This is a genomic window from Ralstonia sp. R-29 (assembly GCF_049913345.1).
Taxonomy (GTDB): domain Bacteria; phylum Pseudomonadota; class Gammaproteobacteria; order Burkholderiales; family Burkholderiaceae; genus Ralstonia.
The window spans coordinates 1,249,960-1,275,658 of sequence record NZ_CP184378.1; the positions used below are offsets into that span (position 1 = coordinate 1,249,960).

At 60.7% G+C, this 25,699-nt stretch carries 22 protein-coding genes and 1 pseudogene; 9 read left to right on the forward strand and 14 right to left on the reverse strand.

Annotated features, from left to right (window positions below):
* Positions 1 to 201 precede the first annotated feature (201 nt).
* Positions 202 to 2,859, forward strand: coding sequence for a putative bifunctional diguanylate cyclase/phosphodiesterase (locus tag ACN9M1_RS22850; RefSeq protein ID WP_426399128.1), 2,658 nt, complete (start codon positions 202 to 204; stop codon positions 2,857 to 2,859).
* A gap of 55 nt (positions 2,860 to 2,914) precedes the next feature.
* Here the strand turns inward: ACN9M1_RS22850 and ACN9M1_RS22855 are convergent, their stop codons facing one another.
* Positions 2,915 to 3,118, reverse strand: coding sequence for a hypothetical protein (locus ACN9M1_RS22855; RefSeq protein ID WP_426399129.1), 204 nt, complete (start codon positions 3,116 to 3,118; stop codon positions 2,915 to 2,917).
* Positions 3,119 to 4,102: 984 nt separating this feature from the next.
* Between ACN9M1_RS22855 and ACN9M1_RS22860 the strand changes: the two are divergent.
* Positions 4,103 to 4,385: pseudogene (locus ACN9M1_RS22860) on the forward strand (sigma 54-interacting transcriptional regulator); the annotation flags it as partial.
* A gap of 46 nt (positions 4,386 to 4,431) precedes the next feature.
* Here the strand turns inward: ACN9M1_RS22860 and cynR are convergent.
* On the reverse strand, positions 4,432 to 5,322 hold the full coding sequence (gene cynR, locus ACN9M1_RS22865) for a transcriptional regulator CynR (protein ID WP_426399130.1): 891 nt from the start codon (positions 5,320 to 5,322) through the stop codon (positions 4,432 to 4,434).
* 152 nt (positions 5,323 to 5,474) lie between these two features.
* Between cynR and ACN9M1_RS22870 the strand changes: the two genes are divergently transcribed.
* From ACN9M1_RS22870 to ACN9M1_RS22880, 3 genes are all read left to right on the forward strand, one after another.
* Positions 5,475 to 6,134: a carbonic anhydrase gene (locus ACN9M1_RS22870; RefSeq protein WP_426399131.1), complete on the forward strand. Its 660-nt coding sequence runs from the start codon at positions 5,475 to 5,477 to the stop codon at positions 6,132 to 6,134.
* A 61-nt stretch (positions 6,135 to 6,195) separates the two neighbouring features.
* Positions 6,196 to 6,666: a cyanase gene (cynS, locus tag ACN9M1_RS22875; protein ID WP_124657387.1), complete on the forward strand. Its 471-nt coding sequence runs from the start codon at positions 6,196 to 6,198 to the stop codon at positions 6,664 to 6,666.
* A gap of 145 nt (positions 6,667 to 6,811) precedes the next feature.
* Positions 6,812 to 7,291 (forward strand): DUF1348 family protein, encoded by a 480-nt coding sequence (locus tag ACN9M1_RS22880; protein ID WP_028362915.1) that lies wholly within the window; start codon positions 6,812 to 6,814, stop codon positions 7,289 to 7,291.
* A gap of 1,273 nt (positions 7,292 to 8,564) precedes the next feature.
* On the opposite strand, the gene ACN9M1_RS22885 is transcribed toward ACN9M1_RS22880, so the two are convergent.
* From ACN9M1_RS22885 to ACN9M1_RS22905, 5 genes are all read right to left on the reverse strand, one after another.
* A complete protein-coding gene (locus tag ACN9M1_RS22885) occupies positions 8,565 to 9,032 on the reverse strand; it encodes a hypothetical protein (RefSeq protein WP_426399132.1) in 468 nt (155 codons plus the stop codon).
* Between the two features lie 157 nt (positions 9,033 to 9,189).
* Positions 9,190 to 9,567 carry a hypothetical protein gene (locus ACN9M1_RS22890; RefSeq protein ID WP_426399133.1) on the reverse strand — a complete coding sequence of 126 codons (378 nt, stop codon included), beginning with the start codon at positions 9,565 to 9,567 and terminating at the stop codon, positions 9,190 to 9,192.
* A gap of 210 nt (positions 9,568 to 9,777) precedes the next feature.
* On the reverse strand, positions 9,778 to 10,215 hold the full coding sequence (locus ACN9M1_RS22895; RefSeq protein ID WP_426399134.1) for a T6SS immunity protein Tdi1 domain-containing protein: 438 nt from the start codon (positions 10,213 to 10,215) through the stop codon (positions 9,778 to 9,780).
* A gap of 73 nt (positions 10,216 to 10,288) precedes the next feature.
* On the reverse strand, positions 10,289 to 10,672 hold the full coding sequence (locus tag ACN9M1_RS22900) for a hypothetical protein (protein WP_426399135.1): 384 nt from the start codon (positions 10,670 to 10,672) through the stop codon (positions 10,289 to 10,291).
* 53 nt (positions 10,673 to 10,725) lie between these two features.
* Positions 10,726 to 11,103 carry a hypothetical protein gene (locus ACN9M1_RS22905; RefSeq protein WP_426399136.1) on the reverse strand — a complete coding sequence of 126 codons (378 nt, stop codon included), beginning with the start codon at positions 11,101 to 11,103 and terminating at the stop codon, positions 10,726 to 10,728.
* 192 nt (positions 11,104 to 11,295) lie between these two features.
* On the opposite strand from ACN9M1_RS22905, the gene ACN9M1_RS22910 reads away from it, so the two are divergent.
* Entirely contained in the window at positions 11,296 to 11,601 is a 306-nt protein-coding gene (locus tag ACN9M1_RS22910; RefSeq protein WP_426399137.1) for a hypothetical protein, read from the forward strand.
* Between the two features lie 75 nt (positions 11,602 to 11,676).
* On the opposite strand, the gene ACN9M1_RS22915 is transcribed toward ACN9M1_RS22910, so the two are convergent.
* The 7 genes from ACN9M1_RS22915 to ACN9M1_RS22945 form a co-directional block, all read right to left on the reverse strand.
* Positions 11,677 to 11,883: a hypothetical protein gene (locus tag ACN9M1_RS22915; protein ID WP_426399138.1), complete on the reverse strand. Its 207-nt coding sequence runs from the start codon at positions 11,881 to 11,883 to the stop codon at positions 11,677 to 11,679.
* 122 nt (positions 11,884 to 12,005) lie between these two features.
* A complete protein-coding gene (locus tag ACN9M1_RS22920) occupies positions 12,006 to 12,284 on the reverse strand; it encodes a hypothetical protein (RefSeq protein WP_426399139.1) in 279 nt (92 codons plus the stop codon).
* Between the two features lie 107 nt (positions 12,285 to 12,391).
* A complete protein-coding gene (locus ACN9M1_RS22925; protein WP_426399140.1) occupies positions 12,392 to 13,945 on the reverse strand; it encodes a methyl-accepting chemotaxis protein in 1,554 nt (517 codons plus the stop codon).
* A 140-nt stretch (positions 13,946 to 14,085) separates the two neighbouring features.
* A complete protein-coding gene (locus ACN9M1_RS22930; RefSeq protein WP_426399141.1) occupies positions 14,086 to 15,378 on the reverse strand; it encodes an MFS transporter in 1,293 nt (430 codons plus the stop codon).
* On the reverse strand, positions 15,379 to 15,990 hold the full coding sequence (locus ACN9M1_RS22935; protein ID WP_426399142.1) for a hypothetical protein: 612 nt from the start codon (positions 15,988 to 15,990) through the stop codon (positions 15,379 to 15,381).
* Between the two features lie 377 nt (positions 15,991 to 16,367).
* Entirely contained in the window at positions 16,368 to 17,741 is a 1,374-nt protein-coding gene (locus ACN9M1_RS22940) for a sigma-54-dependent transcriptional regulator (protein WP_426399143.1), read from the reverse strand.
* Complete coding sequence (locus ACN9M1_RS22945) at positions 17,723 to 19,306, reverse strand: sensor histidine kinase (protein ID WP_426399144.1); 1,584 nt, start codon at positions 19,304 to 19,306, stop codon at positions 17,723 to 17,725. The genes ACN9M1_RS22940 and ACN9M1_RS22945 overlap by 19 nt, the downstream gene beginning before the upstream one ends.
* A 441-nt stretch (positions 19,307 to 19,747) precedes the next feature.
* On the opposite strand from ACN9M1_RS22945, the gene ACN9M1_RS22950 reads away from it, so the two are divergent.
* The 3 genes from ACN9M1_RS22950 (at position 19,748) to ACN9M1_RS22960 (ending at position 25,509) form a co-directional block, all read left to right on the forward strand.
* Entirely contained in the window at positions 19,748 to 21,244 is a 1,497-nt protein-coding gene (locus tag ACN9M1_RS22950) for a diguanylate cyclase (RefSeq protein WP_426400709.1), read from the forward strand.
* 558 nt (positions 21,245 to 21,802) lie between these two features.
* The gene (locus ACN9M1_RS22955) at positions 21,803 to 21,931 is read left to right on the forward strand and encodes an alkaline phosphatase family protein (RefSeq protein ID WP_426399145.1); all 129 of its coding nucleotides are present in this window, start codon (positions 21,803 to 21,805) and stop codon (positions 21,929 to 21,931) included.
* A gap of 71 nt (positions 21,932 to 22,002) precedes the next feature.
* On the forward strand, positions 22,003 to 25,509 hold the full coding sequence (locus ACN9M1_RS22960) for a Dyp-type peroxidase (RefSeq protein WP_426399146.1): 3,507 nt from the start codon (positions 22,003 to 22,005) through the stop codon (positions 25,507 to 25,509).
* Positions 25,510 to 25,699 lie beyond the last annotated feature (190 nt).

Here is a 25,699-nt window from a genome sequence, read left to right on the forward strand (position 1 = left end):
GGCGCGTTGCCAGCCGGGCGCTGGACCGTCACTAAAATCGCCCCAATGTGTTGTATCGACCACAAACTAACAATTTGCGCGACTCACAACTTTTGCGCATCATGAATGGCATTGCCCCGCCCTCTGCCGGCTAGCCCCCGTCTCGCGGCGCGCGGCTTGCGTGGGGCAGTATCCTGGGCAACCTCTTGGTTGGAGCGTGGGATGCAAGACGAACTTTCCTACCCGCTGTCGGCGCAAAGCCTGCCCGTTCCGCTCTATGTCGTCCTGGAGGGCCGCATTGTGTATGCCAATGCGGCGGGCGTTTGCATGGTGCGTGCGCTGTCGGCTGATCAGTTGCTGGGCGAGCCCTTCTCGCGCTTCTTCCTGGATGTGCCGGCCTGGCTCAGCGCAACCGACCACGTCGAAGCCGACATCGATATGCCCGCCTCGACCGGCATGTCAGCAGCGCAACTCACCTCACTCATTTCTCTGGATGCCGCCAGCAAACCGGTGGGGGTGCGGCTGACCGTCACGCCCACGCGCTTTGATGGCCTGCCCGCGCAGCAGGTCGTCGTGCACGGGTTGCCGCTGCCACTCGATGCGCAACTGCCCGGCAAGGCGGGCGAGCGCCTGCTGAGCGCGGAGGCGATTGGCGCAGCGCTACCGCACGAACATCTCGACCATCTGCTGTCCACACTGCCGTCGGCCGCATCGCTGGGGGAACGGCTGCATGCCGCGCTGCGCGCGCTTGAAGCGGCGCTACCCAGCTCGCTATGCGTGGTGGTGCGCGTGGTGTCCGGACGGGCGCGGATCTATGGCACGCAAGCCGCGCGCGCGCAGTTGACCCACCGTGAGCCAGCCCTTGGGCAGAACGACCCGGATGTCGAACTATCCCACATCGCGCCGTTGCTGAACGATCTGGCGCCGATTGAACTGATCCGTCTGCCGAACGCGTCCCCAGCCTTGCGCGAAACGCTCGGTCGCGCGCTCGGCACGGCGCTGCCAGCATGGCTGTGCCGCCTCCCCGCTCAGCAAGGCGGCGCGGCGCTCGGTGACGATCTGCTGTGCTTGTTCTATGCCGCGCCCAATGTCAGCACTGTTGACGATGCTCCCTTGCGTCACGCGTGCGGCAGCATCGTCGGCGCGCTGGCAAAGCTGCTGCGCCTGGAGACCGAATACCGTCAGGCGCGTGAATTGCGCGATCAATACCGGCTGGTCGTCAATCATCTGAGCGAGGGTGTGCTGACGCTGTCCACCGACGGTCGCGTGCTGTCGTACAACCGCAGCGCGGCAGAAATCCTGCGGCTATCCGGCACGTCGTGGAAAGGCCGGCCGCGCATGGCGCTAAGCGACATGGTGCTCGGCGAAGATGGCGCGATCCTGCCGCGCGCCGCATGGCCGACCACGCTGGCCGCCCGCACGGGGCGCGCCATTAGCAATGTGGTGGTGGGCGTGCCTGCCGCAAACGGGCAGATCGTGTGGCTGCGCGAGTCGGTGCTGCCGATGTTCTCGCCGGACAGCGCCTCGCCACACGCGGTGCTCGTCATCTTCAGCGACATCACGGCCGAGCGCTCAACCGTTGAGCAGCTGCGTCTGCTGGAGACCAAGGATTCGCTGACCGGGCTGCCCAATCGCGCGGCCTTCATCGAGCGACTGGATGCGCGCCTGACGTTGCCATCCACCGGTCAAGCCGCGCTTCTGTACATCGGCCTGGACCACTTCAAGACCGTGAACGAAGCGATGGGCCACCACATCGGCAACCAGGTGTTGAACCTGGCGGCACAACGCATCCGCGCCGAGGCCGGACAGCGCGCTCTGGTGGCGCGGCTGGGTGGCGACCAGTTCTGCGTCGCCATCGACGACCCGGATGCGGCCGACTCGCTGAGCCAGCAAGTCCTGGAAGCGCTGGCCAAACCCTTTACCGGCGGCGACCGCGAGTTGCACTTGTCCGCCAGCATTGGCGTGGCGAGGTTCCCGGACGACGGCGGCGACGCGGCCACGCTGGTCAGCCATGCAGAAGCGGCCATGTACCGCGCCAAGGAAAACGGCCGCAACCGCGTCGCGCGGTATTCGCGGGCGCTCGAAACGCAAATGCTGCGTCGCTTCACGCTCAACGAGCGCATGCGGCGCGCCCTCGCTCGCGGCCAGGTGCGGCTGGTGTATCAACCCAAATATGCGCTCGCCTCGGGCGAACTCGTGGCTGTGGAAGCCCTGATGCGATGGTCGGACCCGGAGCTTGGCGCGGTCTCGCCCACCGAGTTCATCGCCGTGGCAGAAGAATCGGGCTACATCCTCGAACTCGGCCGCTGGGCACTCATGCAGGCGTGCGCGCAGGGGCAAGCGTGGGAGCGCAACTTTGGCTTTACCGGGCGCATCTCGGTCAATGTCTCCGCGCGCCAGTGCGATGCGGGTGTGATCGAGCGCGATGTGGATGAAGCGCTCGAAGCGTCCGGGCTGACGCCGTCGCGGCTGGAACTGGAGTTGACCGAAAGCGTGCTGCTGGCCGATCGGCTATCCACGCAGCGCCTGCTGATGAGCCTGACCGCACGCGGCGTGCGCATCTCGCTCGACGATTTCGGCATCGGCTTTTCGTCGTTGTCGTACCTGCGCAGCCTGCCGATCCACAACATCAAGATTGATCGCTCGTTCATCAGCGGTGTGCCGGCGGTGGCCGACTGCGTGGCACTCACCAAGACCATCATCGCGATGGCCCGTGCGCTGAACATGACGGTAACGGCAGAAGGCGTGGAAACGCCCGAGCAGTCGGCCTTCCTGGCCGCGCATGCATGCGATGAAGTGCAGGGTTTTCTATTTGGCCGACCGCTTGAGGTGCCGGCAATCGACGCGTTACTGCGTGCGCACAGCCGCGCGCAGGCGTAAAAAAACGGCCCCAACGTTGGCAACGTGGGGCCGTTTTTTATTTGGCGATGCGTGATCAGCGCGTCGACACGTTACCCACCAGACCACCCAGTGCCGCGCCGCCCAGCGTTGCGCCAGGACCGCCAATCAGCGCCGCACCGGCCAAGCCGCCCACGCCCGCACCAATGGCGGTATTGCGTTGGCGCGCCGTCATGTCAGCACAACCGGTGGCCGTCAGCAGCGTCGCGCCGGCCAGCAGAATCGTCAGTAACCGAGCCATGTTGTTCTCCTTCAATGATCGGTTGCGACCCGTGGTCGCATGCCGGAAGTCTGGTCAACGGCGGGCCGTGGTGCTGTATCAGGTTGTAATCAAACGTTGCTCGATGATCTTTCTCTGAAGCAAGGCTCACGAACACGCCGGGTGCCGAATTCGCGAGCAACACCGACCAAAAGCCGTCGCCATGCGGGTCGGATGCGGTTTCCCACAGACTTATCCACATGTTCTGTGCATAACCCGCCATGCCGTGGAACCCCGGCATAACAAAGGGCTTGACGGTTTTCGGCAAACGTGCCGCCAAGCAGAACCGTCTCCATGGAGCGGACGTTATCCACAGCCCGCCGGCCGTTACATCGTGCAACAACTCCTTGTGCATCAAGCGGTTGCGTCAATTTCCGTATGCGGTTTGGGCGGTGCTGTGGACAACCTTGGCGCGCGCTAGAACTGATCTTGAAACGATCGATTAGTTGCGGATACAGCGCTTGATTAGTTCCGGATACAAGCTGCGACGGCGACCCGCAAAGCCTTACGGGGCGAGACGTATCCGAAACTAATCGGCGGCGGGAAAAATGCGAGACCAAGCCCTTGCTGCGATGCAGCTTTGAACGCCAACCTCTTTGCTGATCCCCCTCTCGAGACCAACTCAATCGGTTGGCCGCTGAGTCAATTGCGGGTGCGGGAGCCCGGTATGCACCCGCTTCGCACGGAAGTGTCGCGGCATTCTTATGCCTCCGGAAGCTGTTCAACGCTTTCCGGAGGTGAACTCTTGGCGATGGAAGCAATGAGGGACCGCTCCTGGCTGGAAGCGGACAAGTGGACTCGAATAACTTGGCTGATGTAGCAATTGCTTCCTAGTGCGGAGCGCGTGGCCCACCGTACGGTCATGCTCTTCAGCTGACGCAGCTCGTGATACAGCGTCTTTTTCGACATGCCGAGCGCATCGCTCACCTCGGCGACGTTACCTTGTGACGCCGCAGCTTGTCTTGGGAACGCACGCTGGAACGGCTCGGCGCGAACGAGTCGATCCCGTCGATTGCCGCGTGATCGCGGCATCGAAGGCCGATCTCGTGGCGCTGGCCGCCGAAGGCGTTTTTCGCGCGGATCTGCTGTATCGGCTGTACGTTGCGCAGATCGGGCTGCCGCCGTTGCGCGAGCGCCGCGAAGACGTGCCGCTGCTGTTCGAGCACTTCGTGTGGCGACGGCACGTCGCTTCGCAACAACCCACGCCGTGGTGTCGGCATCGCAGGTGTCGGAGTTAACGAGGCGCGCGTTGCGTGTTGCTCTCTTCGCTTTGCGCGTCACGTACGCGATCTCCATCAGCGTCGGAAGTTCTTCGTCAATTCCGTCAACACCTGGACGAAGGCCTTGCTCGCCGCCGTCCGATACGCGTCCTTGCGTTGCAGCAGCACAGCCGTGCGCGCCTGCAGCGGCGGGTCGAGCAGCACGGGGTGCAGCTCGGTATGCTCGCGCGCGATGCCATCGGGCAGTATGGTTGCGAGCTGCCCACGCCGCACGATCTCGACGATCGCACTGATCGAACTGACCTCGATGGCAACCTGCGGGCGGATCTGGTTCTTCGCGCAGTATTCGTCGATGTAACGCCGCGTCGCGAACGCCTTGTTCAGCAGCACCAGCCGTTCGTTGGCGAAGTCCTGCGCGGACAGCGGCTTGCGGCGCGTCGCGCGCGTATGGTCGCCGCCGACGACGAGGCTCAGCGTCTCGCGAAACAACGGCTCGCTTTCGATTTCCGCAGTGTGGACGGGCTCGAACGCGATGCCGGCGTCGAGCCTGTCGTCGGCGAGTTGCGCTTCGATCTGATCCTGCGTGATTTCCTGAATGTCGATCGCGATGCCGGGATGCAGGCCATAAAAGCGATCGATCACAGGCCCTACGAGATATGCCGTGAAGGTCGGTGTCACCGCAAGGCGCAAATTGCCGCGGCTCAGTTCGCCGACGTCATGTATCGCCCGCACGCCCGCATCTAGATCCTGTAGCGCGAGCTTCGCATAGCGCATCCACGCCGCGCCGGCATCCGTGAGTTGCACGTTCCGCCCCGAACGGTCTAGGAGCTGAGTGCGCAGCGTGTCTTCCAGTTGCCGTATCTGCTGTGACAGCGTGGGCTGCGAAACGTGCAGCGCCTCGGCGGCGCGTGTGAAATTGCGGTGTTCCGCGACGGCCAGGAAGTAACGGATATGACGCAACAGCATGGCGAATCTCCTCGTTCCCGATGGCTATTGGTGTTGCCTATGGTGATCATCATAAACCCGTCTTGGACACTATGACGGAACGGGTCCATTCTCTGTCCAACGCACCGCACTGAGCGACACCGCGACGAACGCCAGATTGAATGGAGCTGACCATGCAAGAGATCATCGACGGTTTTCTGAAGTTTCAGCGGGACATCATGCCCGCGCGCAGGGAGTTGTTCCGCAAGCTGGCCACCAGTCAGACGCCGCGCACACTGTTCATTTCCTGTTCCGATAGTCGCATGGTTCCCGAACTGGTCACGCAGCGCGAACCGGGCGATCTGTTCGTGATCCGCAATGCCGGCAACATCGTGCCTTCGTTCGGTCCTGAGCCCGGCGGTGTGTCGGCAACGGTCGAATATGCGGTGGCCGCGCTCGGCGTGACGGATGTGGTGATATGCGGCCACTCGGACTGCGGCGCGATGACGGCCGTCGCGACGTGCAAGTGCCTCGACCATATGCCCGCGGTCGCCAACTGGCTGCGCTACGCCGACTCGGCGAGGCTCGTCAACGAGGCGCGTGAACATGCAGGCGAGCGCGAGCGCGTCGACTCAATGGTGCGCGAGAACGTCATCGCACAGCTCGACAACCTCAAGACCCACCCCTCCGTTGCACTGGGACTCGCGCAAGGCCGCCTCAATTTGCACGGATGGGTCTACGACATCGAATCCGGCTCGATCGACGCGCTCGACGCCGCGACTCGCCAGTTCGTGCCGCTCGCCGCGCATCCCGATGTCACCGCGACGCCCATCGAGTGCGTGGCTGCGCTCTGATTCCCGGCTCGTCACACCGACTGCCGATCTCACTAGGTTGATTTACTGAAGGAGCAACATCATGACCCAATCGCAAGTCACACCGAACGCACGCGAAGCTCTGACGGAAACGATCGTCGATGCGAAGGTGCGCAAGAACCTCACGTTCGAAGCCATCAACGAGGGCACGGGCCTGAGCCTCGCATACACGACAGCCGCGCTACTTGGTCAGCATGCGCTGCCGGAGAATGCGGCGAAGCTGGTCGCCGAACGCCTCGGGCTCGACGACGACGCTGTTCGCCTGCTGCAAACCATTCCCGTGCGCGGCAGCATTCCGGGTGGCGTGCCGACCGATCCCACCGTCTACCGCTTCTACGAAATGGTGCAGGTGTACGGCTCGACGTTGAAGGCGCTGGTTCACGAGAAATTCGGCGACGGCATCATCAGCGCGATCAACTTCAAACTCGATATCCAGAAGGTTCCGGACCCGGAAGGTGGCGAGCGTGCCGTCATCACGCTTAACGGCAAGTATCTGCCGACCAAGCCGTTCTGAACCCATGTTGCAAAGACGAAAATTCTTACTGAGCACCGGTGCCGCGCTTGCTTCGGGCGGCCTTGCCCTCTCGGGTTGCACGATGACGGGGCCGCGCTCCACGTCGAGCACCAACAACGCGCTGTCCCCCACAAGGAGATCCGAAATGACTTCACCCGCAGCAGTTCGTCCGCCGCTTCCGCCCTTCACGCTGGAGACGGCCATCGAGAAAGTTCGTCTCGCAGAAGATGGCTGGAATTCGCGCGATGCCGCCAAGGTCGCGCTCGCCTATTCGCTCGACACGAAATGGCGCAATCGCGCAGAGTTCGCGAACAATCGCGCGGAGGCGCAGGCGTTCCTCGAGCGCAAATGGAAGAAGGAGCATGAGTATCGTCTGATCAAGGAACTGTGGGCGTTCGGCGGAAATCGCATTGCCGTGCGCTACGCCTACGAATGGCACGACGACTCTGGCAACTGGTTCCGCTCCTACGGCAACGAGAACTGGGAGTTCGGCGAGGATGGCCTTATGCAACGTCGCTATGCGTGCATCAACGACATGCCGATCAAGGAATCCGAGCGCAAGTATCACTGGCCATTGGGCCGTCGGCCGGACGATCATCCGGGACTGAGCGAGTTGGGACTTTGAAGCCCGGACCGTTACAGCCGCGATGAGCGATTAGCGCCCAACAATCCAGTGGCGACGAATGACGGATTGTTGGGCGTGCGCCGGCGCACCGTCGGGATGTAGCGACTTAAATGTCGTTGAATTATTCGCGACTTTTCGTTTGCTCCTCTTGGGTGAAAGGATGATCTGTGTCCGGTGTCAGGTCTGAGCTGCAAAGCAGTCTTTCAAATCGTCAGTCTGCGGAATCGACGACCGGCCGCAGTTGGCCGGAAACCGACGGTCGGCCTTCATTGGCGTGGAGGCGCATTGCCACACCTATCCACCAGAGCCTGTGCAGGTGCTTTCAATGGGAGCCCCAAGGGCTGCGGCGCTGACGACTCGCCCCTTGGCGCTTTGAGCCGCAACTCTCTGTCAGAAGTAATTTCGTACGTTAGTGTTGTCCCGAAAGAGGATGCTTGACGCCATATACGCGGAATCAAGACATCGTCGTGGTCTCGTAGTCGAAGCTTCTCTTGGCTGAAATGAAGTCCGCCAAACCAAACCGTCGAACCGACGCGGATCATCATGGTGGGCGTCTGGTTGACGACGCCCGACTTGATTAAGGTCGATTCCCCGGGGTTGGCACGATGCCCATCATGTTCTTCTATGACCGCCACACTGCAACTAGTGCTATTCAGAATGTAAACACGGTCGCCGGTATATCGACTGCCGATAGTGATGAGTATGGCCGGTACCGCAAGTACAAAAAGGAGAAGTGCCACTATGCGGGCAAAGCGAACAATGATGTGCATTCACGTCCTAACAGATATGCAATTCGGCAAACCTTAGCGGGCGAACTGAACCTTTCCTATCCCTAGAATGGGCAATCAACGTCCGCAATGCTGGGTTGCGGCCTGACTGGGCCGCTTTTGGCCGCGAGCGGACCGACATTTTGTCGGCCATCACGACTTCTTCGTGTCAGTCTCTCCCTGGCCCCGCCCTGGCGAAAGAACAACAACCCCAACAAGTACTAACCCAACAGCGACTGGTATCGAGAACACTGCCAACAGCACTGGGAACGCGGCATGCTTAAATACGTATGCGCTGGTGGAAAAAAGTATCCCCACCAATGCGCACCTGACGAGAATCTTCCCGGCGAATTGAAGGGCCTTCTTATCAGTTCTCATATGCAGGCATTCCTATGCAGCGCAATCAATGCTTCCCTCCAGTGGCGGTTGCGTCGGGCGTTCTAATCAACTCGTTGGAAGGAATTTAGCTGTCCAGACGACCGCTTCTGGCCGCAAGCGGACGGCGTCTAGCCCAGTGCAAATTCGTCAAGCTCAGCAGTAATAAGATCCGAGCCTAGCAGCACAGAAAAATCATCGGAACCATCGAGCAGCCCATGTGATGCAATGAGGCTAACACCTCCGTCCAGCATCAAGCGCAAGCCGACCTCACTTGGGCGTGTGCTCTGCTTGGCGTTCATCGTCTTCCTCTTCAAGATTGATAGCGCGCTCAAAGTCAGTCCAGCGAGCTTCGACCACTCTTTTGTCGAAAAGCGCTCATCCGAGGCCAGGATCGGAAAGAGTTCGCTATCCTTATCTAGAGGAGGACCCAGCCTGTCAGTTTCAGGGCGCCGTTCGTCCCAGACGATGACCGAGTTGAGGGCCGGTTCACTGGCCATCCCGACGATTCGACCGTCTTCAAAGTGGATCGCCAACGGTCCTGCCGTCAGTGAGAAAGCTTGTTCGTCTTCAACGTTGCAGTTGAGGGCTGCGTCCATAGCTGGCCACCAGCTATAGCGAACTAGCTGTGAAATCCTTGCACCGATAAACGTCCGAAGGAAATCAGACGCTGCCGACGGCACAGTGGAAGATGTAATGCGCGATGTCATGAAGCGCCCTCATTGAATGACCAATCTTGGCCGGAAGCGGACGGGGTCAGGGATGAAATGGCTTCGTGGCTTGCTCTATGAAACTTGCCTTGAAATACGCTCTATCCTTGGCCGCGCCGTCCCTGTATATCGTTTCGATCTTCTCGATCGGCACACCTCTCGCTTTCAGGGCATCGTAAATCGCGGTTCCACACACGTTAGCAAGCTGTTCTTCGTGCTGACGTACATGTTCGGGATCTTCTTGGCTAACCGAGATTGCGGCTTCCACGGCCGCTCTGTCGGCAGCATCAAAGGTGTCCGGCCCGAGCGTACGAGCGATCTGGCCATACACGAAGCTTTGGGTATCAGCATTGTCGATATCAGGCCACGCTGCTTCAGCTTCTGCCCGAGTCAGACCGCCGTGCTCCGTGCCGGCGTTCGTCAACGCGGACCTTCTATTCGCCAGGGCGTAAAAGCAAAATAGGGCCCGTTCCTGTGCACCTGCGGCCGCGTAACGGGGGAAATATCCTTTAGTTGACTCGCTGGAGGCAGAGCTACGTTGCGACGGCGCAGAGGAATCAGCGTATGCGCAAGTGGCAATCAAGAATGCCGCAGAAGTAATGAGACTGGCAAGACGGGTAGCTGACATGTTTTCTCAGTCAATGACCGAAAGCTTAACCGTTGTCCCATCCGGAAGACTGGCAATTTGATGAGCTAGGTCGCCAGAGACACGGATGAGTTCTTCGAGCGAGATCGTTCCTAGATTATCGCCACCGTACTCGCCGCCGAGTATGCCCGGGATCTTGAGACAGAACTTCCGGCCCGCGGAGAGCGCCCCGAGCTGTTGCGTTGCTTGATCCTTCAGGACACTCATCTGCCAGTCCACCAAAAACTCACTATCAGCGGCCAGTACCTCAAACGCTGCTTGGTCTGGCGCGACTACCTCGCAATAGCAATCTTCCGGGCAGAGTCGCCAGCACTGTCTGTGCACGTCCTTGATGATGAGATTGCCGAAGTCGTTCTCGTCTACCAGTTCCACCGGCTTGATGCCGGTCCAACCCCAGGCGTCTTGAACTTCTTTGAGTATGCTCATCGTTCGCCCTCCCCACCGGTCAAGGACCGAATATCAGCTATTGGCCGAAAGACGGCCTGACTGACAGTTAGAGCTATCGTGCCGGACGCCAGCCGACGTAGCTCGGAAATGGCGCGTTGGCACAGAACGCAAGAAAAATCTCGACAACCTGATTCGCCATGAACCACTCGTCGGACAGCATCGGAAGGTTGCCTGCTCCGAATACAAGAACGGTTCCATGTGGGCGGCCGGCGTTAGGCTTGTCGTGAAACGCCCTGGAGCGAACCTCCGCTGACGCGTCGAATAGCTCGACCATGCAGCTTACGCCACCACCTGCGACCTGCACGTAGTTGCCTGACTCGTTCGTCAAGGAAGCATAGGAGGACCGGCCATAGCTTTTGAGCGACCGAATCGCTCTCGCAATCTGCGCTGGCGTTGCATCGCTGATACTGGCTTTACCTTCGACTTCGAGTTTCATCGAGTGATTTTTTCTATCTAGCACCTGACCGCTTCTGGCCGGCAGCGGACAATTTAGGCTGCATCACATACCAACGTCGTAGTTGCCCTTAGCCTTTCACATAGGAACGTGGACGAGCGTCGCAGAGGTGCGGTTTCCGTCTCAAGCGAGGCGGCATTCGCTAGATTGCCAAGAGCATTTGGCAGTGAGTTCAGGCCTTCCGCGTGACAGACAAAGTTGAAGTAGTAATAGCTCTTGTCATCTGCATCATCTGGCGGCCCTTGAAGCTCAAACTTCAAACCGTCTGCCGCTGCAATGTATCCTGGCACCTCGTCAAATAGGTCAGTCTCGACAAGCGCCAGAGGCGCTAAGAACATGTTTAGCTCGTCGGCAACGACTTGTAACGACCGATCCGCCACGATGATTGCTGCCCCCCAATAACGCATTCCCATCCTTTTCTCCTCCGAGATTTCATTTTCTTTTACGCCCGCTTCTGGCCGAATGAGATCAGTCCAACGGAGCTACACGCGTGACTGAAGGAACGGCTAAAGTTGACGCGAATATCAATAGCTGAAGCTGCTCGTATCGGCTGTTAGTCTCAGTCTTCCAGTCGGGCAGCAACCCAGTTTCGAGGATTGAAGGTCATGTCCATCATCAAAAGTACGCCTCGCTTAGTGCTGTTGTGTGCAGGCGTTCTTGCCGTTGCGGATATCTCGCTGGCTGTCCGTGTAGTCGTAAGGGGCGCTGACTCGTTCCGTTGGGTAAGCGGCATTGGTGCAGGCCTGCTTCAGGTGGGCTCGTTGGGCTTCGTCTGGATGTGGTGGGCATATCGTCCGGAGCGGCCTCAAAGTCTGACTGAATACCTCTGGAGCAGGAACAAGCGCCTTTCGCTGCTTGGAATCGCGATATGGTGTGCTGTCATCTCGCTCTCAATGCTTTGGGCTACCTGAGTGGCTGCAAATGGCCGGGAGCGGACGGCGGCTGCGTAGCCGTAAGCTATGGCGCTGACTTACTCGCTCCGTTGCTTAACCACCATCCGGCTGCCCGCCAGAGCGCGACGTCGCGGACCGCAGCATGCTGGCGGTAAAACACGGCGCGTTTTCCTCGGTTGCCAATGCAAGCAAGCGCGCAGCGATGGCCTTTCCGTTCCCAATTCCAGCGGCGATGGCAGCATCCGCCGAATCGAAGTCGGCCGACGTGTTATGGAAGCGCTCCAGGCGAGGATAGGTCATCGCATCGGTCGCTCCTGTACAAACAAATCCGCTGTACGAATAGCTGAGATGCCTTTTGCGGCCGGGTACGACGAGCACGTGTATCGCACAGCCGAAGAAGTGCTGGATTAACCATCTAGGCATCATTTCTCCCGTCTTATCGACATTTCGATCTCGCTGATAGCAACCAGTGCACACATCGTCAAACGGCTCACCTGCGGGAGCAGGGCAGGATTATGCATTTGCCCGCCCCATGCCCACTTCTCACCGGTAACCGCCGAGTACCACTCAGCCAGGTAACCATCTGCATTCAGTACGTCGAACATCACCGCCGCAAAGAGGGCAGCGGCCATCACACAAACCAGAACCTGGGCCAGCGGTGCGCAGTTTGAGCGGATGCGGGTGCGGGTGCCTTCGGGCACGGGCGTCAGCGGTTCGCGTGTTTCATGCGTTGCTCTCTCTCGTTTCGTTGGCACAGATGCCTGACATCAAGCAAAGAACAACCACCTAGCGCTCTGATCCATACGCGCTAGGCAACCTGGAAATGCTTGACGGACTCCGCCAGCAGGCTGCCCTGCTCTTCCAATGCCTGCGATGCTGCGGCCGCCTCTTCGACCAGCGCCGCATTGCGCTGCGTCATCTGGTCCATTTCCGAAACCGCCATATGGATCTGGGCAATTCCCTGGCTTTGCTCGGCACTGGCAGATGCGATGTCTTCGATGAGCCGTGTTACGTTGCCCACCGCCGTAGTGACGGACCGCATGGTTTGCCCAGCACGCCCCACGGCGACGTCGCCTTCGCGCACATACGCAAGGGATGACTCGATCAGCCCCTTGATTTCCTTCGCCGCAGAAGACGAGCGCTGGGCAAGCGTGCGGACCTCGCTGGCGACGACCGCAAAACCTCGACCTTGCTCGCCGGCACGTGCGGCTTCGACCGCGGCGTTGAGCGCGAGGATATTGGTCTGGAAGGCGATCCCTTCGATAAGGCCCGTAATCTCGTTGATGCGCACCGAGCCTGTACTGATCTTGCCCATGGTCTCAACCATGTTGTCCACCTCATCGCTGCCTTGCTTGGCAACGTCTGAGGCACTAATAGCGAGGGTGGCAGCCTCCCGCGCATTAGCGGCATTCTGTTGGACCGTCGTGGTCAACTCTTCCACGCTGGAGGCGACCTGCTCCAGTGCCGAGGCTTGTTCTTCCGTACGGCTCGACAAATCAACGTTGCCACTGGCGATCTGACTGGAGCCAGCAGAAACCGACTGCGCCGCATCGCCCACCCGACCGATGAGCGTCCCTAGCCCCTGGCAAATCTGCTTCATTGACGACAGCACGCTTCCACTGGGCGCAACGCTGAAGTCCTCCTGTGCACGAAAATCACCGCCGGCGATGCAAGTCGCAATGGCTGCCAGCCGCGAAGGTTCAGCGCCCAGGGCGCCCAGCACGCTCCGTGCAATAGCAACGCCAAGCACACCGGCCATTGCAAACGCAAAAAGCCCCACCGCCAATGCAATCCACATCGCTGTGGTTGCGTACGTCCGCGCCGCCTCCACCGCAGCGCCCGATCGGGCGGATACGAACGTGTCATACGCTTCAACGGCCTTGTCCAGGGCAGCAAGCAGCGGCACGCACTCTCGATTGATCTTGTCGACTGCGGCATCGCGATGGCCGCTTTCAGCCAACTGCGCGATGGCCAGTGCAACGGGGCCATACTTGTTCTCCACCGCGCGAATGGCGCCTACCAGGGCGCGCGTCTGGTCGGTTGCATCGGGGCCATTCTTGGCCTCTTCTTCCAAGCGCGTAAGCTGACTTTGCACGGCCGCATGGGCTTTGCCAACGGCGTCCGCAGCGGTGCGCCGGTCTGCGTCCGTATCCGCAAGCACCAAGTTACGCGCGGCAACGGCTCTTTGCTCGACAGCCAACTGCACCGCGGCTACCAGTTTCGACCGGAGATAAAGACCGAGTTCAAAATTGCCGAACTTCGTACTGAGTGCGTTCAGCTGATAGCACGTCATGGCAGCCACGATTGCCACCAGAACGGCAAGAGCCGCGAACGCAGAAAATAGTTGTGTCTTGACCTTCATGCTGCTCCCCTATTCCAAAAAAAATCAGTCTTTCTAGGAAGACGTTTTATTCAAGCTACCGTACGGCCCGTACCGTTCAAACTGCATTGCTCGACAACTTGGAGTTGTGGTGCCTGTACCCTCCTGGTCTCATTGCTGAATCACGCACTGGCATGCGAGGTTTGCAGGACCCCATCGGAAGACGCGCTTTCTGGCATGAAGACCGCAAAGACGAGAACTGCCGCAACGGCCACGGTTGAAAGTGCAAGGAATCCTGCGGAGAAACCGAAGCGATCGACCAACAAGCCGCTGGTGAGATTGCTGAGTGCGGCGCCAACGCCCACGGCCAGCGAAAGGGTGCCTTGTGCCAGGTTGAAGCGCCCGGTGCCGCGCATGACGTCGGAAAGCATGACTGTGATGACAACGCCGAAAATGCCGGCGCTCACACCATCCAGGAGTTGGATGGCAATAACTGCGTACGGACTGCCCGTGAGTGCAAATAGAACACCGCGCACCGGCAGCACCCCGAGAGCAACGAGGAATAGCCTCTTCCGGCTCATTCCCGCCTTGATTGCGCGCCCTACGCCGGCCGCAACCCCGACCATCACCAACTGCGCAGCGATCACGCAGGCGCCGAGCCAGAGAACGCCCTTGTGCTGCGCTTCTGCGGCGATCATCTGCCCTGCAAGCGGCAGCATGGCCGCATTGCCGAAATGGAACAGCACGACCGTGGCAAGCAGGGCAAGAAGATCACGCCGTTTGAACACATCGCGGATCGGCTGCGGTTGCCCAGATCCGGTTTCCGAACGCAACTTCTCGCCGCCGCGTGCGACCTCGTAGTCAATGTCGGCTGGCCGTATGAGCATCACCGCCAAGGCGCTCGCTACGGAGAAGACGCAAACGATGTAGAAGAGCCAGACCGTACCGGCGTGGTGCGTGATCGTTGCCGCCAGGGTTGCGCCGCTGAAATTGCCTGCATGATTGAAGACCTCGTTGCGGCTCACGCGCGCAGGTAGTCGGCGGTGTCCCACGATCCCAAGGCTCAATGAGGCGAGACAAGGTCCGATGACAGCGGAAACAAGCGCCAGCGCAATCTGCGTGTAAAGAATGACGGACCAGGTGGGTGACCATGCAATGAGCATGCAACCCAGCCCGATGACACCGGCCGAGACGGCGATCAAGGCGCGCTTGGCTTGCATGGCGTCCACCAGCATGCCCGCCGGTATCTGCGCGATAGCCCCGGCGAACCCGCTCGCGCCGACGACAAATCCGATGTCCTCAGAAGACCACTGCTGGGTCCCTTTCAGGAACACCGCGAGAAAGGGTCCGATGCCGTCCCGCACATCAGCCATCAAAAAGCTCACCGCGTCCAAGCCCCAAAGGCTGCGTGCAGACGGCGGACGGCTGCGCCTTACCTCGGTGATGACGTTGCCGGCCACGAGGTGCATCGTCATCTAGCCACGCCCGCCTGTCAGGCATGCTGTGATGCCAGAACTTGTTTTCAGGTGCGTCGAGGCGATGCAATGGGCAACGCTGGCCAGCGTGATCTTCTCCACATCCAGCGTAGTGGCCAACCGGCTTGCGACGAGTTCCCCCCACGCGTGCACGCGGGCGCCCGGTGTGAGATAGCTTGCCCGTTCTGCTGCTGCGGATACAGTCATACGCAGCGAAGTGCCGCCACCGAGCAGGGCGCCGCGCAGTTCGCCCTCGGGGCTGTACAACGGCAGCACCACTGTCCCGACCAGATCGACGTGTACCCGTTCAACAGGCCATTCATCGTCGTCGCGCAGCGTGCGCTGAGACCCATCATTAACGATGGTCACGTCGTCCTCGGGTTCAAGGGCAACCATCGACATCAAGCCGGCGCCGCGTAGAAAGACGCCTTGTACGCGCACGGTGTCGCCGAGCAAGACATGCGCCGCAACGCTTGCCGACATGCCCGGAGGGAAATGCACCTGACAGCTACGGTCGAGAATGAAGCCATCCAGCTCGCCGTGTTCGTTCATCAGGAATTGCGTGACAGTGCCTTCGACTTCAGTCAAGCGGGCGGGGGCAGGCAGATACATCGGCCGTGTTTCTATCAGGTGCGATGGGAAAAAGCAGCAGCACAAAAGACCATGCTGCAAACAGAGCCGAAACGGCTGGGAGCAGTATGGCTGCTAGGTAGGTTGCTCCTGCCGTTGCGCGGCAGAAGGATTGGGGGACAAGACCGACGGGAAAAACACGGCATACGTGCTGCAAGGTGCGCGTCGGAGGGAGGCGCTGTATGTCGTGCTTGAGGAAGAGGCTGAGATCGTTGCAAGGTTCACTCCACGCGGGGCGTGGAATGAATTGCAAACGTCATGCCACCCGGCGAACCCTTGCAGGACAAGGGCTTGGGGGGAAAATTCCGGACGGAGTTGTCCGGTTTGCTTGACACCGGGGTGTCTGGTTTCTTGACGGCTTAACTCAGCCCGAGGGCCGCCATCTTTGTGTAGAGGGACTGGCGGCTGATGCCAAGCCGGCGCGCTGCATCGGCGCGGTTGCCGTTCGCTTGCGCCAAGGCGTGCGTGATGACCGCGCGCTCGACGCGTTCGACCGCTTCGACAAGGGGAAGCTCGACCAGCTCGGCCGGGACCGCCTGTGCCTGCAAGGCGGAGCGCTTGTGTAGAAACGCTAGATCGTCAGCGGTGACGGTAGGGCCGGGGGCCAGCGAGCAGACCCGCTCCATGGCGTTCCTCAACTCGCGCACGTTGCCGGGCCATGCGTGCTGGACAAGCAGACGCTGCGCCTCAGCGCAAAGATGCATTGGGCGCCCCGTCGCACGCCCTGCCGAAGCAAGAAAATACTCGGCGAGGGGAAGAATATCGGCCACACGCTCGCGTAAGGGCGGCAGATGTAGTGCAACAACGTTAATCCGGTAGAGCAGATCCTGGCGGAACTGGCCCGCTGCCACCATCGCATCGAGATCGCGATGCGTAGCAGCCACCACCCGCAAGTCGATCGGTACGGTCCGATTGGTACCCAATGGCGTCACCTGACGCTCCTGCAGCGTGCGCAGAAGCTTCGCCTGCATTGCGCTGGGCATGTCGCCAATTTCATCCAGCAGCAGCGTACCGCCGTTGGCGGCTACCAGCCTGCCGATGCGGTCCGACGTGGCATTGGTGAATGCCCCCTTGCTGTGCCCAAACAGCTCACTCTCGAGCAGCTCATGTGGAATGGCGGCGCAATTGACGGCAACGAACGGGCCTCCGCGCCGATTTGAAGACGCGTGCAGCACGCGCGCCGCCACCTCCTTGCCTGTTCCAGTCTCTCCGGTGATCAGTACGGTTGCATCGGACATGGCCGCCCGACCGAGCTGCTTCTGTACGGTCCGCATGGCAGCGCTGATCCCCAGCAACTGGGGCCGTTCGGTCTCCGGCTCGTCAAGAAACGGTCTGTCGGTATTGGAGGACTCTACGCGCGGCTGATTAGCCGAAAAGATGCGCTCCAGCAGCACCGTAATGTCGCGACGCCCCACCGGTTTTGTCAGATGCTCGAAGGCACCCAGGCGCATCGCACCAATCGTGTTGTCGCAACTGGCATAGGCGGTCAGCATGACGGCCGGAATGGCCTTCAGCGCCGGGGCTTCGCGCAGACGCTCGAGCACATCGAGTCCATTCAGATCGGGCAAACGAAAATCGAGAAATACACAGTCGGGGGCCTGCCCATCGCCAAGCATCTGCAGTGCGGCCTTTCCGGACGCGGCTTCCACCACGCGATGACCGAGGTCGGTCAGGGTTTCGGCCAAGCCTTCCCGGAATGCGTCGTCGTCGTCGACTATAAGGATGGTTGCCATGGCACTTCCAGTGCGAATGAGGTGGTCTCAGCGGTCTCGTCCAGCCATGCCCGTCCTCCATGGGCGGCCGCGACCTCGCTGACCACGGCCAGGCCCAGCCCCGAGCCATCCGGGCGACCGGTCACGAATGGCTCGAAGATGTGCTCGCGCCGGTCGGGTGGTACCCCTGGGCCACTGTCCGATACGGTGATCCTGAGGTAGGAGCGGCCGTCAGCATAGGTACGGGTTGCGACAACTGTCACCGTGCCCCCGGTTTCGGCATGGCGGACTGCATTGATCAATAGATTATCGAGCGCCCGCCGCAATTGCTCCTGATCGAACCGGGCCGGCGCGGATGGTATGCCAGCGTCGTACGTTGACACGAGCTTCACGCACCTTTGCTGTGCTAACTCCTGATGGGACCCGACCACGCCCTCAATCCACCGTGCCACATCAGCCGCTTCCACATGCAGCCGGACGGGCTGTGTCAGCGCAAGCAGACTGGTCAATTGGGCTTCTATCCTGCCGATCTGCTCGAGGATGACGTGAAGCGCTTCTTGCTGCCGGCTGACATCGCCCGCCAGCGCGTTCTCTGCCTTGAGCCGCATCGCGCCGGTAGGGTTGCGTATCTCATGCGCGACCTGCGCGGCCAGCTTGCCCAGCACGCTAAACCGCTCGGCCTGTGCCAGCCGCTGCCCCAGTCTGGCCGTCTCGTGCTGTAACGCTTCTGCGCGCGCGACGTAACCATTGAATGCATCGACGATGCGATCAAGATCAGGTTCACCCACAAGAGGGAGGCGTGTGCCATCGCCGCGCGGCGGCAAGGCCATTTCGAGTTGCCCCAGTTGCCGCTTCCAGCGACGCAGGACAGCCACAAAGGCCACCGCAGTCACTAGGATCCCGGTAAGCACGATGGCAAGTCCGGTCACCAGATCCCTACCGTACTGCCCAAGCGCGGGTTGGGCTCGCGTCATGGCCCATACCAGCACGTCTTGGTGGCCCTGTACCGGACAGGCTGCGACAACGACGGCATCGTTCCCATTCACAACAGCGTCCGTGGCTGGCTGCTGCGCCTGAAGGCCAGCCTGCAATGCACGGAGGATCAGCGGGATTTCAGCCTGCGGGATGTCCCGCTTGATACCGCTGCCCTGATAGGTCGGAAACGAATAGGCGAGAAAGCCATTCGGGCTTAAACCTGCGCGCGGTGACCAGAATCCCCCCTCCACGCCCGGCACGGAGACAAGAACGACGTCAAGGATGCCACGCATCAGGTCGGTACTTGCAGCGGCATCGGCTGGCAATATCGATTGCCGATAGCGCACCGCAATGGCTTCACAGGCTATCGTTGCCTGAAGCTTTGCGTTTGCCACTTGCTGGTCTGCCGCAGAGCGAACCATGACCCACACGACCACGAGAAGCGTGGCGCTGATGACCGCAACAAGCCCCCAAAGAATGGCGATCTGAGCCGAAAATGAAGGGCGTTTAATCTGCATGATGATGACGGCGCAACAGAACGATTCAACCGGCTCTTGGCCGTGAACAGGCGGCGCTTCTGCTTGGCTTGGTTTTCGTGGGGCGCTGTTCAAGCTGGAGTTTCTCTCGGCACGCCTTTCATCCGCCTTGCAGCACGCCAGACTTTTCGGGCTAGCGCATCGCTTGTGCCCCATTCCCGTGCCATAGCAAATACAACGGTGCGACAAGAATCGACGATTGAAGCCTCCAATCTAACCGACCGCATCACACGCCAGAGCTTGCGCAAATGGAGACGGCGCTGGGACAGCCAAATTCAGTTGAATCTGCCGATCGAGTCTCCATAGCAGCGTTTTCTAGCAAATGGGCTGATTTAAACGCACCATCGTGACAGGTGTTGGCTGGCCAGCGTGATACACGACGCCGCGCGTTGCTGGAGTTTTTCGGGTTTGTGCCGATAACGCTGCTGACGTTGGCAAAACGTTGACATGTTAGCTAGCACGCCGACGTTATCGGTCCCTGTCTTTGGGGCTCCTGCCTCTACCAACCTGCCCATCATGGTCCTACGTTGCTACGTTCAAAGGCTGACTACGTTGGCTGGTTGTCACCCGCTCATTGTGGGTACGCTCGGAACCGTCCTGACGCTGATCGTCTTGGCCATCAGCGCGCTGACCCTCTTGGCTGACCGTGACACAGCGATCAAACATGCGCATGACATGTCGAAAAATGTCGCCGCCGTTCTGGCCAGCAACATCTCGCGGACTATTGAGATAGCAGACCGGTCCCTCGTCATGTTGGACGCTGCACAGAAAAAGCCAACGATCCGGAATTTGGATCCACAGATTCGACACGATCTGCTGTTCAGTCAGACAGGTTCTGCGCGATACGTGACTGGCATGGGCATTACCGACGAGCAAGGCAAACTTATCGACGGTTGCTGCTCAAGCACGCACCATTGGGATTTCAGTGACCGCGACTACTTCACCGTCCAGAGGGATTCCCCAAACGTCGGCCTGTATGTTTCTGCCGTATACAGAGCGCGTTCCCGTGCCGATGTAGAAGCCATCGCATTCAGCCGAAGAATCAGTCGACCAGATGGTTCTTTCGCCGGCGTAGCCATCGTCGCAATCGACCTCGAGTACTTCAAACAGTTGCTCCAAGGACTGGATATCGGCGCACGCGGAGCAACTGCAATCGTTCGCCTTGATGGAACATTGGTGGCGAGAAATCCGCCTTCTAACGCGGATCAGGGACCCAGTTTGAGGCACTCCATGACGTTCCTACGCATGGTGAATGAGGAATCCGGCTTTTATGTTGCGCGGTCCCCGTACGACGGCGTGCTCCGCCTGTATACGTTCCAACGCGTGCCCGGAACGCCGTTCGTCTCGGTTGTTGCTCCTGCAATGGACGATGCGTTGGCACCCTGGAAAAGACTGTCATGGATCGTAGGCCTGTCGTCCGTCGCCGTGAGCCTGGCATTTTGTGGCGGCGTTTGGCTTCTGGCCTTCGCACTGCGCGGGCGCCTTGAAGCCGAGCGCCACTTGAGGGAACTCACACACACCGATCCGCTCACCGGCCTCAAGAATCGCCGCGCGCTGGACTCAACACTGGACATTGAGTGGGATCGCCTACAACGCAGCGATAGTTGCCTTTCCGTGCTGTTCATCGACGCGGACAACTTCAAGGCATACAACGATGAGCACGGACACGCGCAGGGCGACGTGGCACTTTCGCACCTAGCAAACTGCATTTCCCAACACACGCGACGACGTGGCGATCTCGCGGCGCGATATGGCGGAGAAGAGTTCGTGGTGGTCTTGCCTGACACCGACGAAGTCGGGGCCGTGCGCATCGCAGAAGCGATACGCGCTGAGGTAGAGGGCTCCCGGACAGCGGAGGGAAACCAGCCCCTGCCGCCGTTCACGGTGAGCGTTGGTTGTGCTACGGCGCGACGATCGAGCTTGGCATCGCTAGATGCGTTGACCAAGGCTGCCGATGCTGCACTGTACGAGGCAAAGCGCAATGGCAGAAATGGCGTTATGTGCAGTGCCTGATCGAACGAATTTTCCGAATGCTAGAGACCGCTCTTGGCCGGGAGCCGACGTCGCCTTGCCCCTGACAAATAACGGCAGCGGTCGTCGACATGCAAACCTTCGACCGCATCGCCGCGCAGTAGCCACGTAGCGCGAGCTCTGTCACCTCTGCGTCGACTGTAGCTGGCCCGCAGGGAACACATCTCGAACACCTCCAATGGGCTCGATCACGCTCCCCCGTGACCACCATCTCTCTGCTGCGGCACCATCACCGGCAGTGATCCAGTCGTGCACGCACCGAACAATCCGGAACATCAGATTTCGATATTTTTCATCGAGATTCGCAAAGAATTCCCGATAGGATGTCTGGCAATTGAGAGCATGCAGCCGGTCTCTAGATAACCTCGTCCCACGAGGCTTTCGACAACTCCTTCCGACCTTTTTAGAACCTGCTTCGGCGAAGCGGCTTAAAGCTCTGTTGTCCGTTCAAGATGCATCGCATCGCCCTGCAGATCAACAGAACCAATAGAACGAGAAGGCGAAGCACAACCAAATGCGCAACCAGGAGGAGACACGAGTATGGATAACCAACTCGACGCTATCGAGCACGTCGTGGTGCTCATGCTCGAAAACCGCTCGTTCGACCATGTGCTGGGCTTCTGTACACCGCCCGGCCGCCGAGTGACGGGCAGCCATTCGATGGCCTGACCGGTCACGAATTCAACGTGGATAGCAGTGGTCAACAGGTCAAGGTGTCGTGGTACTCGCGAGGAGCCCAAATGTTTGCTGATATCGTCAAAGGCGCACAGCGTGGCTTGCTGCTGCGGCCGCTGTTCGGTCTGATGACCACGCTGGAGTTGCGCAACCACGATGCCGAAACGCAGCGCGCGGTGTTGGCGCTGGTGCGCACCCTGAACCAGGCCGTGGAAAATGCGCCGCAACCCAGCGGACTCGTCGCGGCGTTCTCGCCCGAACTGTGGGGCCGCTGGCACAACCGTGAAATCCCGGTGAGCCGCCGCGTATTGGATCATTCGCCCAAGCTGCGCAATACCGGCGGAGACGTGTTCCTCTTCCTGAAAACGCCGGATGCGCAGACCGCCGAACAATTGATGAGCGATTTCCGCACCGAGCTGGCCGAACTCTCCAGCCGAATCGATGAGGTTCCAGTGGGCAAGCGCACGGACGGGCGCGTGATCGGCGGGCGGTATCTGGATGGCATCACGAACCCGAATGACGCGGTCAGCCTGGCGGAAGACATTCTGGTGGACGGCCCGTACGCGGGCGCAGCCTTCGGCTTCACGCAGAAATTCTTGTTCGACTGGACAGGCATCGCCGCCATGGCGCCCGATACCGAAGACGCGATGATGGGTCGAGATACGACGGGCGCCATCCTGCCGCAGAACGCCACCGATGCCCACATCCACCGCGCTCACGCACTCGATGCCAACGGCGACAACCGCAAGCTGCTACGCCAAGCATTGCCTTTCGGCGAACAAGCCGGCCACCCGGCGCGCGAGGAAGGATTGATGTTCGTGGCGTTCTGCAACGAGCAGGAACGCTTCGAGACCATCCTGCACCGCCTCATGGGCGATATGCCCAACCGCCCGGCCGACCGTCTCATGAGCGTGGTGCAGGGGGTGTCCGGCGCTTACTGGTACGTGCCAGCCGCAGCGGAACTGGGCGTACCCAGCGTGGCAAGTCTGTCGGAAGCCGCCGAAGATCCCCACTGGCAGGTGCGCAGCAGCAACGGATATCTGTTCTACAACTCGCAGGATTATCTGCACCAGATGGCCGAAGGCCGCTATGCACCCGGCGACCCGCCGAGCCCACGCTTGCTGGCCTTGCTGGGGCGGACGTTCTCCCACTGGAGCGATGGGTGGCTGCGTCGCAAGCCGTTCCCGCGCTTGCCGCATCTCTCCACGCTGGTGACGCCGCAAGACGCCGATGTGATGCAGCGCTCGGCACAACTGCGCAAGGGGCTGGCCAACAAGAAGACCTTGGCTGACCTGCTATCCGCGCCAGCGTCGCCGATTGCGCGGGATACCCAACTGCTGCGCATCTATCCGGAAGAGCTGATCGTCGGCGTGATTCCCGACTTCACGCTGGGGCGCGGCAAGGAGGTCGTACCGTATCTGAGCGAAGACGAAACGGTTGCAGCCTGGCTCAAAGGCGAACTCAACGAGTGGTCTGCCATGGGCCACGTGGTGCCGGATTACCAAACGCTCGTGGCGCAGGGGCTCGGTAACCTGTTGACGGATCTCCGCCAACAGCAGGCGCAAGCGGGACTGTCTTCCCAACAGGCCGATTTCTTTCAGTCGGCAATCTGGTCGCTCGAAGGCGTGCAGGCGTATCTGCAGAACTGGGCCCTGCTGGCCGACCAAGCTGCCGCCGGCGCGCAGCAGCCGGCCGACGCACAGAACATGCGGGATGTGGCGGCCCGCTTGCGGCGCTTGAGCACCGACAAGCCGGCAGACCTCCACGATGGCGTGCAACTGATCTATTCGTTCCACTGCTGCCTGCACCTCGTGGGTGAGTTGACTTCGTTTGGCCGGCTCGATCAGATTCTGTGGCCGCTCTTGCAGCAAGCGCCCATCGATGACGCGCGCGCGCAGGACATCATCGACTGCCTGTGGCTCAAGATCGGCGAGAACGCCTTCGTCAACCGCGCCAACATCACCGACTACGTCAACTACGGCACGACCGCGGTCTGCGGCTTGGGCGGCAACTTCCCCCAAGGCGGCGGCATCAACCAGTGGGTCCAGCAGATCACGGTGGGCGGCTACCTGGCCAATGACGATGCCACTCCCACCGGCGGCGTGAACCCCGTCACCATGCTGTGCCTCAAGGCCGCACGTCGGATTCCCGTCAACGCGCCGACGCTGTCGCTACGCGTGTACAAAGACATGCCGCAAGCCGTGCTCGATGCTGCAGCACAGTCGCTGCTCGCGGGCGGCGCCCATCCCATCCTGTACCAGGACGACAAGCTGTGTGAGGCGCTTCATCGTTCCGGCAGCGCGATCCCTCTGCGCTGGGCGCGCGACTATGCCGCCGACGGCTGTTATGAGCCGATGTTTGCCGGTGCCACGGAGTTTGCGTTTGCCAACGTCACGCCGATGCTGGCGCTTGAGCAGGCGCTGAACCAGGGCGCAACCTATGGCGCGGCGGGGCCCGTCTATCTGCGCGGGCTCAAGCAAACCTTCCGGTCACCGCCCGTGCAGGAGATCGACAGTTTCGAGAAGCTGCAAGCGCAGTTCCTGCACCAACTCGAATGGTTGGTGATCCAGACCTACAACGTCATCCTTGGCGCCTACGGCAACCTCGCAGACATCTGCCCGAGCCCGCTGCTCTCGGTGCTGATCGACGGCTGCGCAGCGTCAGGGCGTGACTTGACGAGCGCCGGCGCGCGCTTTCATGTCATCGCGCCGCTCTGCGTGGGCGTGTCGAACACCATCGACTCGCTCTATGCCATCAAGAAGCTCGTGTTCGAGCGCGACAGCGCCATCGCCACCCTGCCCGAACTGGTGGACTGCCTGATCAACGACTGGGGTGCCAATCTGATCGAGCCCTATCAGAACAGCTTGATGGGCCCAGCGGCGGCCGGCGAACGCACGCGCCGCTACCAGGAGTGGCGCGAAACCGCATTGCAACTGCCCAAATGGGGCAGCGGCCACGCCGAAGTGGACGCGCTGGGTGCCTGGTTGATGGACCATCTGGTGCGGCTGTGCGTGGACGTCGTCCGGCGGCCACACCCGGCACTGCAGCCCACGCTCGACAACATCGCCAAGACGTACGGCGCGTTCGAGTTCGTCATCACGCCGGGTATCGGGACCTTCGAAGGCTATGTCGGCGACGGTCAGGGTTGCGGTGCATCAGCCGACGGCCGGCGCAACGGCATGCCGATCGCGTCCGACCTGTCGCCAGCGCCAGCACCACAGGATCTGCCGGCCAACCCAGCTTTCCGCAACATCTACCAGTCGCTCACCAGCTGGAAGGTGGACGCCATCGACTACGGCTTGTCGAACGCATCGCCGGTCGACATGAACATCCCGGAGAGCTTTGCGCTAGACGACCTCAAGCGCTTCCTACGCGTCTATGCGGACGGCGGGACCGGCTCGAACCTGATCACGCTTACCTGCGCGGATCTCGCTACGTATCAGGCGGCCAGCAACGATCCGGAACGCTATGACCTGCTGCGGGTACGCATGGGCGGGTGGACAGAGTTTTACGCCGTCATGTTCCCGATGCATCAGGAGCAGCACCAACGGCGCCAATACTTTACGCCGTAAGCGTCTGCGCGCATCAGCATCAATCGGAGGGGGTGGTACGGGGCCGATACAGGTCGCATCGCAGCAAATCGCCATCAACAAAAAAGGGGGTGGACGATGCAATGCAGCACACATGTTCCCGCTTCCTCCGAGTCTTGCGTGACCACCATGAGTGAGTCGACTGCTGATCGGAACACGCAAAGCTGCCATC

Coding starts and splice junctions, on each gene's coding strand:
- ACN9M1_RS22850 (WP_426399128.1), top strand. CDS start 202: ATGCAAGACGAACTTTCCTACCCGCTGTCGGCGCAAAGCCTGCCCGTT.
- ACN9M1_RS22855 (WP_426399129.1), bottom strand. CDS start 3,118: ATGGCTCGGTTACTGACGATTCTGCTGGCCGGCGCGACGCTGCTGACG.
- cynR (WP_426399130.1), bottom strand. CDS start 5,322: ATGCTGTTGCGTCATATCCGTTACTTCCTGGCCGTCGCGGAACACCGC.
- ACN9M1_RS22870 (WP_426399131.1), top strand. CDS start 5,475: ATGCAAGAGATCATCGACGGTTTTCTGAAGTTTCAGCGGGACATCATG.
- cynS (WP_124657387.1), top strand. CDS start 6,196: ATGACCCAATCGCAAGTCACACCGAACGCACGCGAAGCTCTGACGGAA.
- ACN9M1_RS22880 (WP_028362915.1), top strand. CDS start 6,812: ATGACTTCACCCGCAGCAGTTCGTCCGCCGCTTCCGCCCTTCACGCTG.
- ACN9M1_RS22885 (WP_426399132.1), bottom strand. CDS start 9,032: ATGGACGCAGCCCTCAACTGCAACGTTGAAGACGAACAAGCTTTCTCA.
- ACN9M1_RS22895 (WP_426399134.1), bottom strand. CDS start 10,215: ATGAGCATACTCAAAGAAGTTCAAGACGCCTGGGGTTGGACCGGCATC.
- ACN9M1_RS22900 (WP_426399135.1), bottom strand. CDS start 10,672: ATGAAACTCGAAGTCGAAGGTAAAGCCAGTATCAGCGATGCAACGCCA.
- ACN9M1_RS22905 (WP_426399136.1), bottom strand. CDS start 11,103: ATGGGAATGCGTTATTGGGGGGCAGCAATCATCGTGGCGGATCGGTCG.
- ACN9M1_RS22910 (WP_426399137.1), top strand. CDS start 11,296: ATGTCCATCATCAAAAGTACGCCTCGCTTAGTGCTGTTGTGTGCAGGC.
- ACN9M1_RS22915 (WP_426399138.1), bottom strand. CDS start 11,883: ATGACCTATCCTCGCCTGGAGCGCTTCCATAACACGTCGGCCGACTTC.
- ACN9M1_RS22925 (WP_426399140.1), bottom strand. CDS start 13,945: ATGAAGGTCAAGACACAACTATTTTCTGCGTTCGCGGCTCTTGCCGTT.
- ACN9M1_RS22930 (WP_426399141.1), bottom strand. CDS start 15,378: ATGACGATGCACCTCGTGGCCGGCAACGTCATCACCGAGGTAAGGCGC.
- ACN9M1_RS22935 (WP_426399142.1), bottom strand. CDS start 15,990: ATGTATCTGCCTGCCCCCGCCCGCTTGACTGAAGTCGAAGGCACTGTC.
- ACN9M1_RS22940 (WP_426399143.1), bottom strand. CDS start 17,741: ATGGCAACCATCCTTATAGTCGACGACGACGACGCATTCCGGGAAGGC.
- ACN9M1_RS22950 (WP_426400709.1), top strand. CDS start 19,748: ATGGTCCTACGTTGCTACGTTCAAAGGCTGACTACGTTGGCTGGTTGT.
- ACN9M1_RS22955 (WP_426399145.1), top strand. CDS start 21,803: ATGGATAACCAACTCGACGCTATCGAGCACGTCGTGGTGCTCATGCTC.
- ACN9M1_RS22960 (WP_426399146.1), top strand. CDS start 22,003: ATGTTTGCTGATATCGTCAAAGGCGCACAGCGTGGCTTGCTGCTGCGG.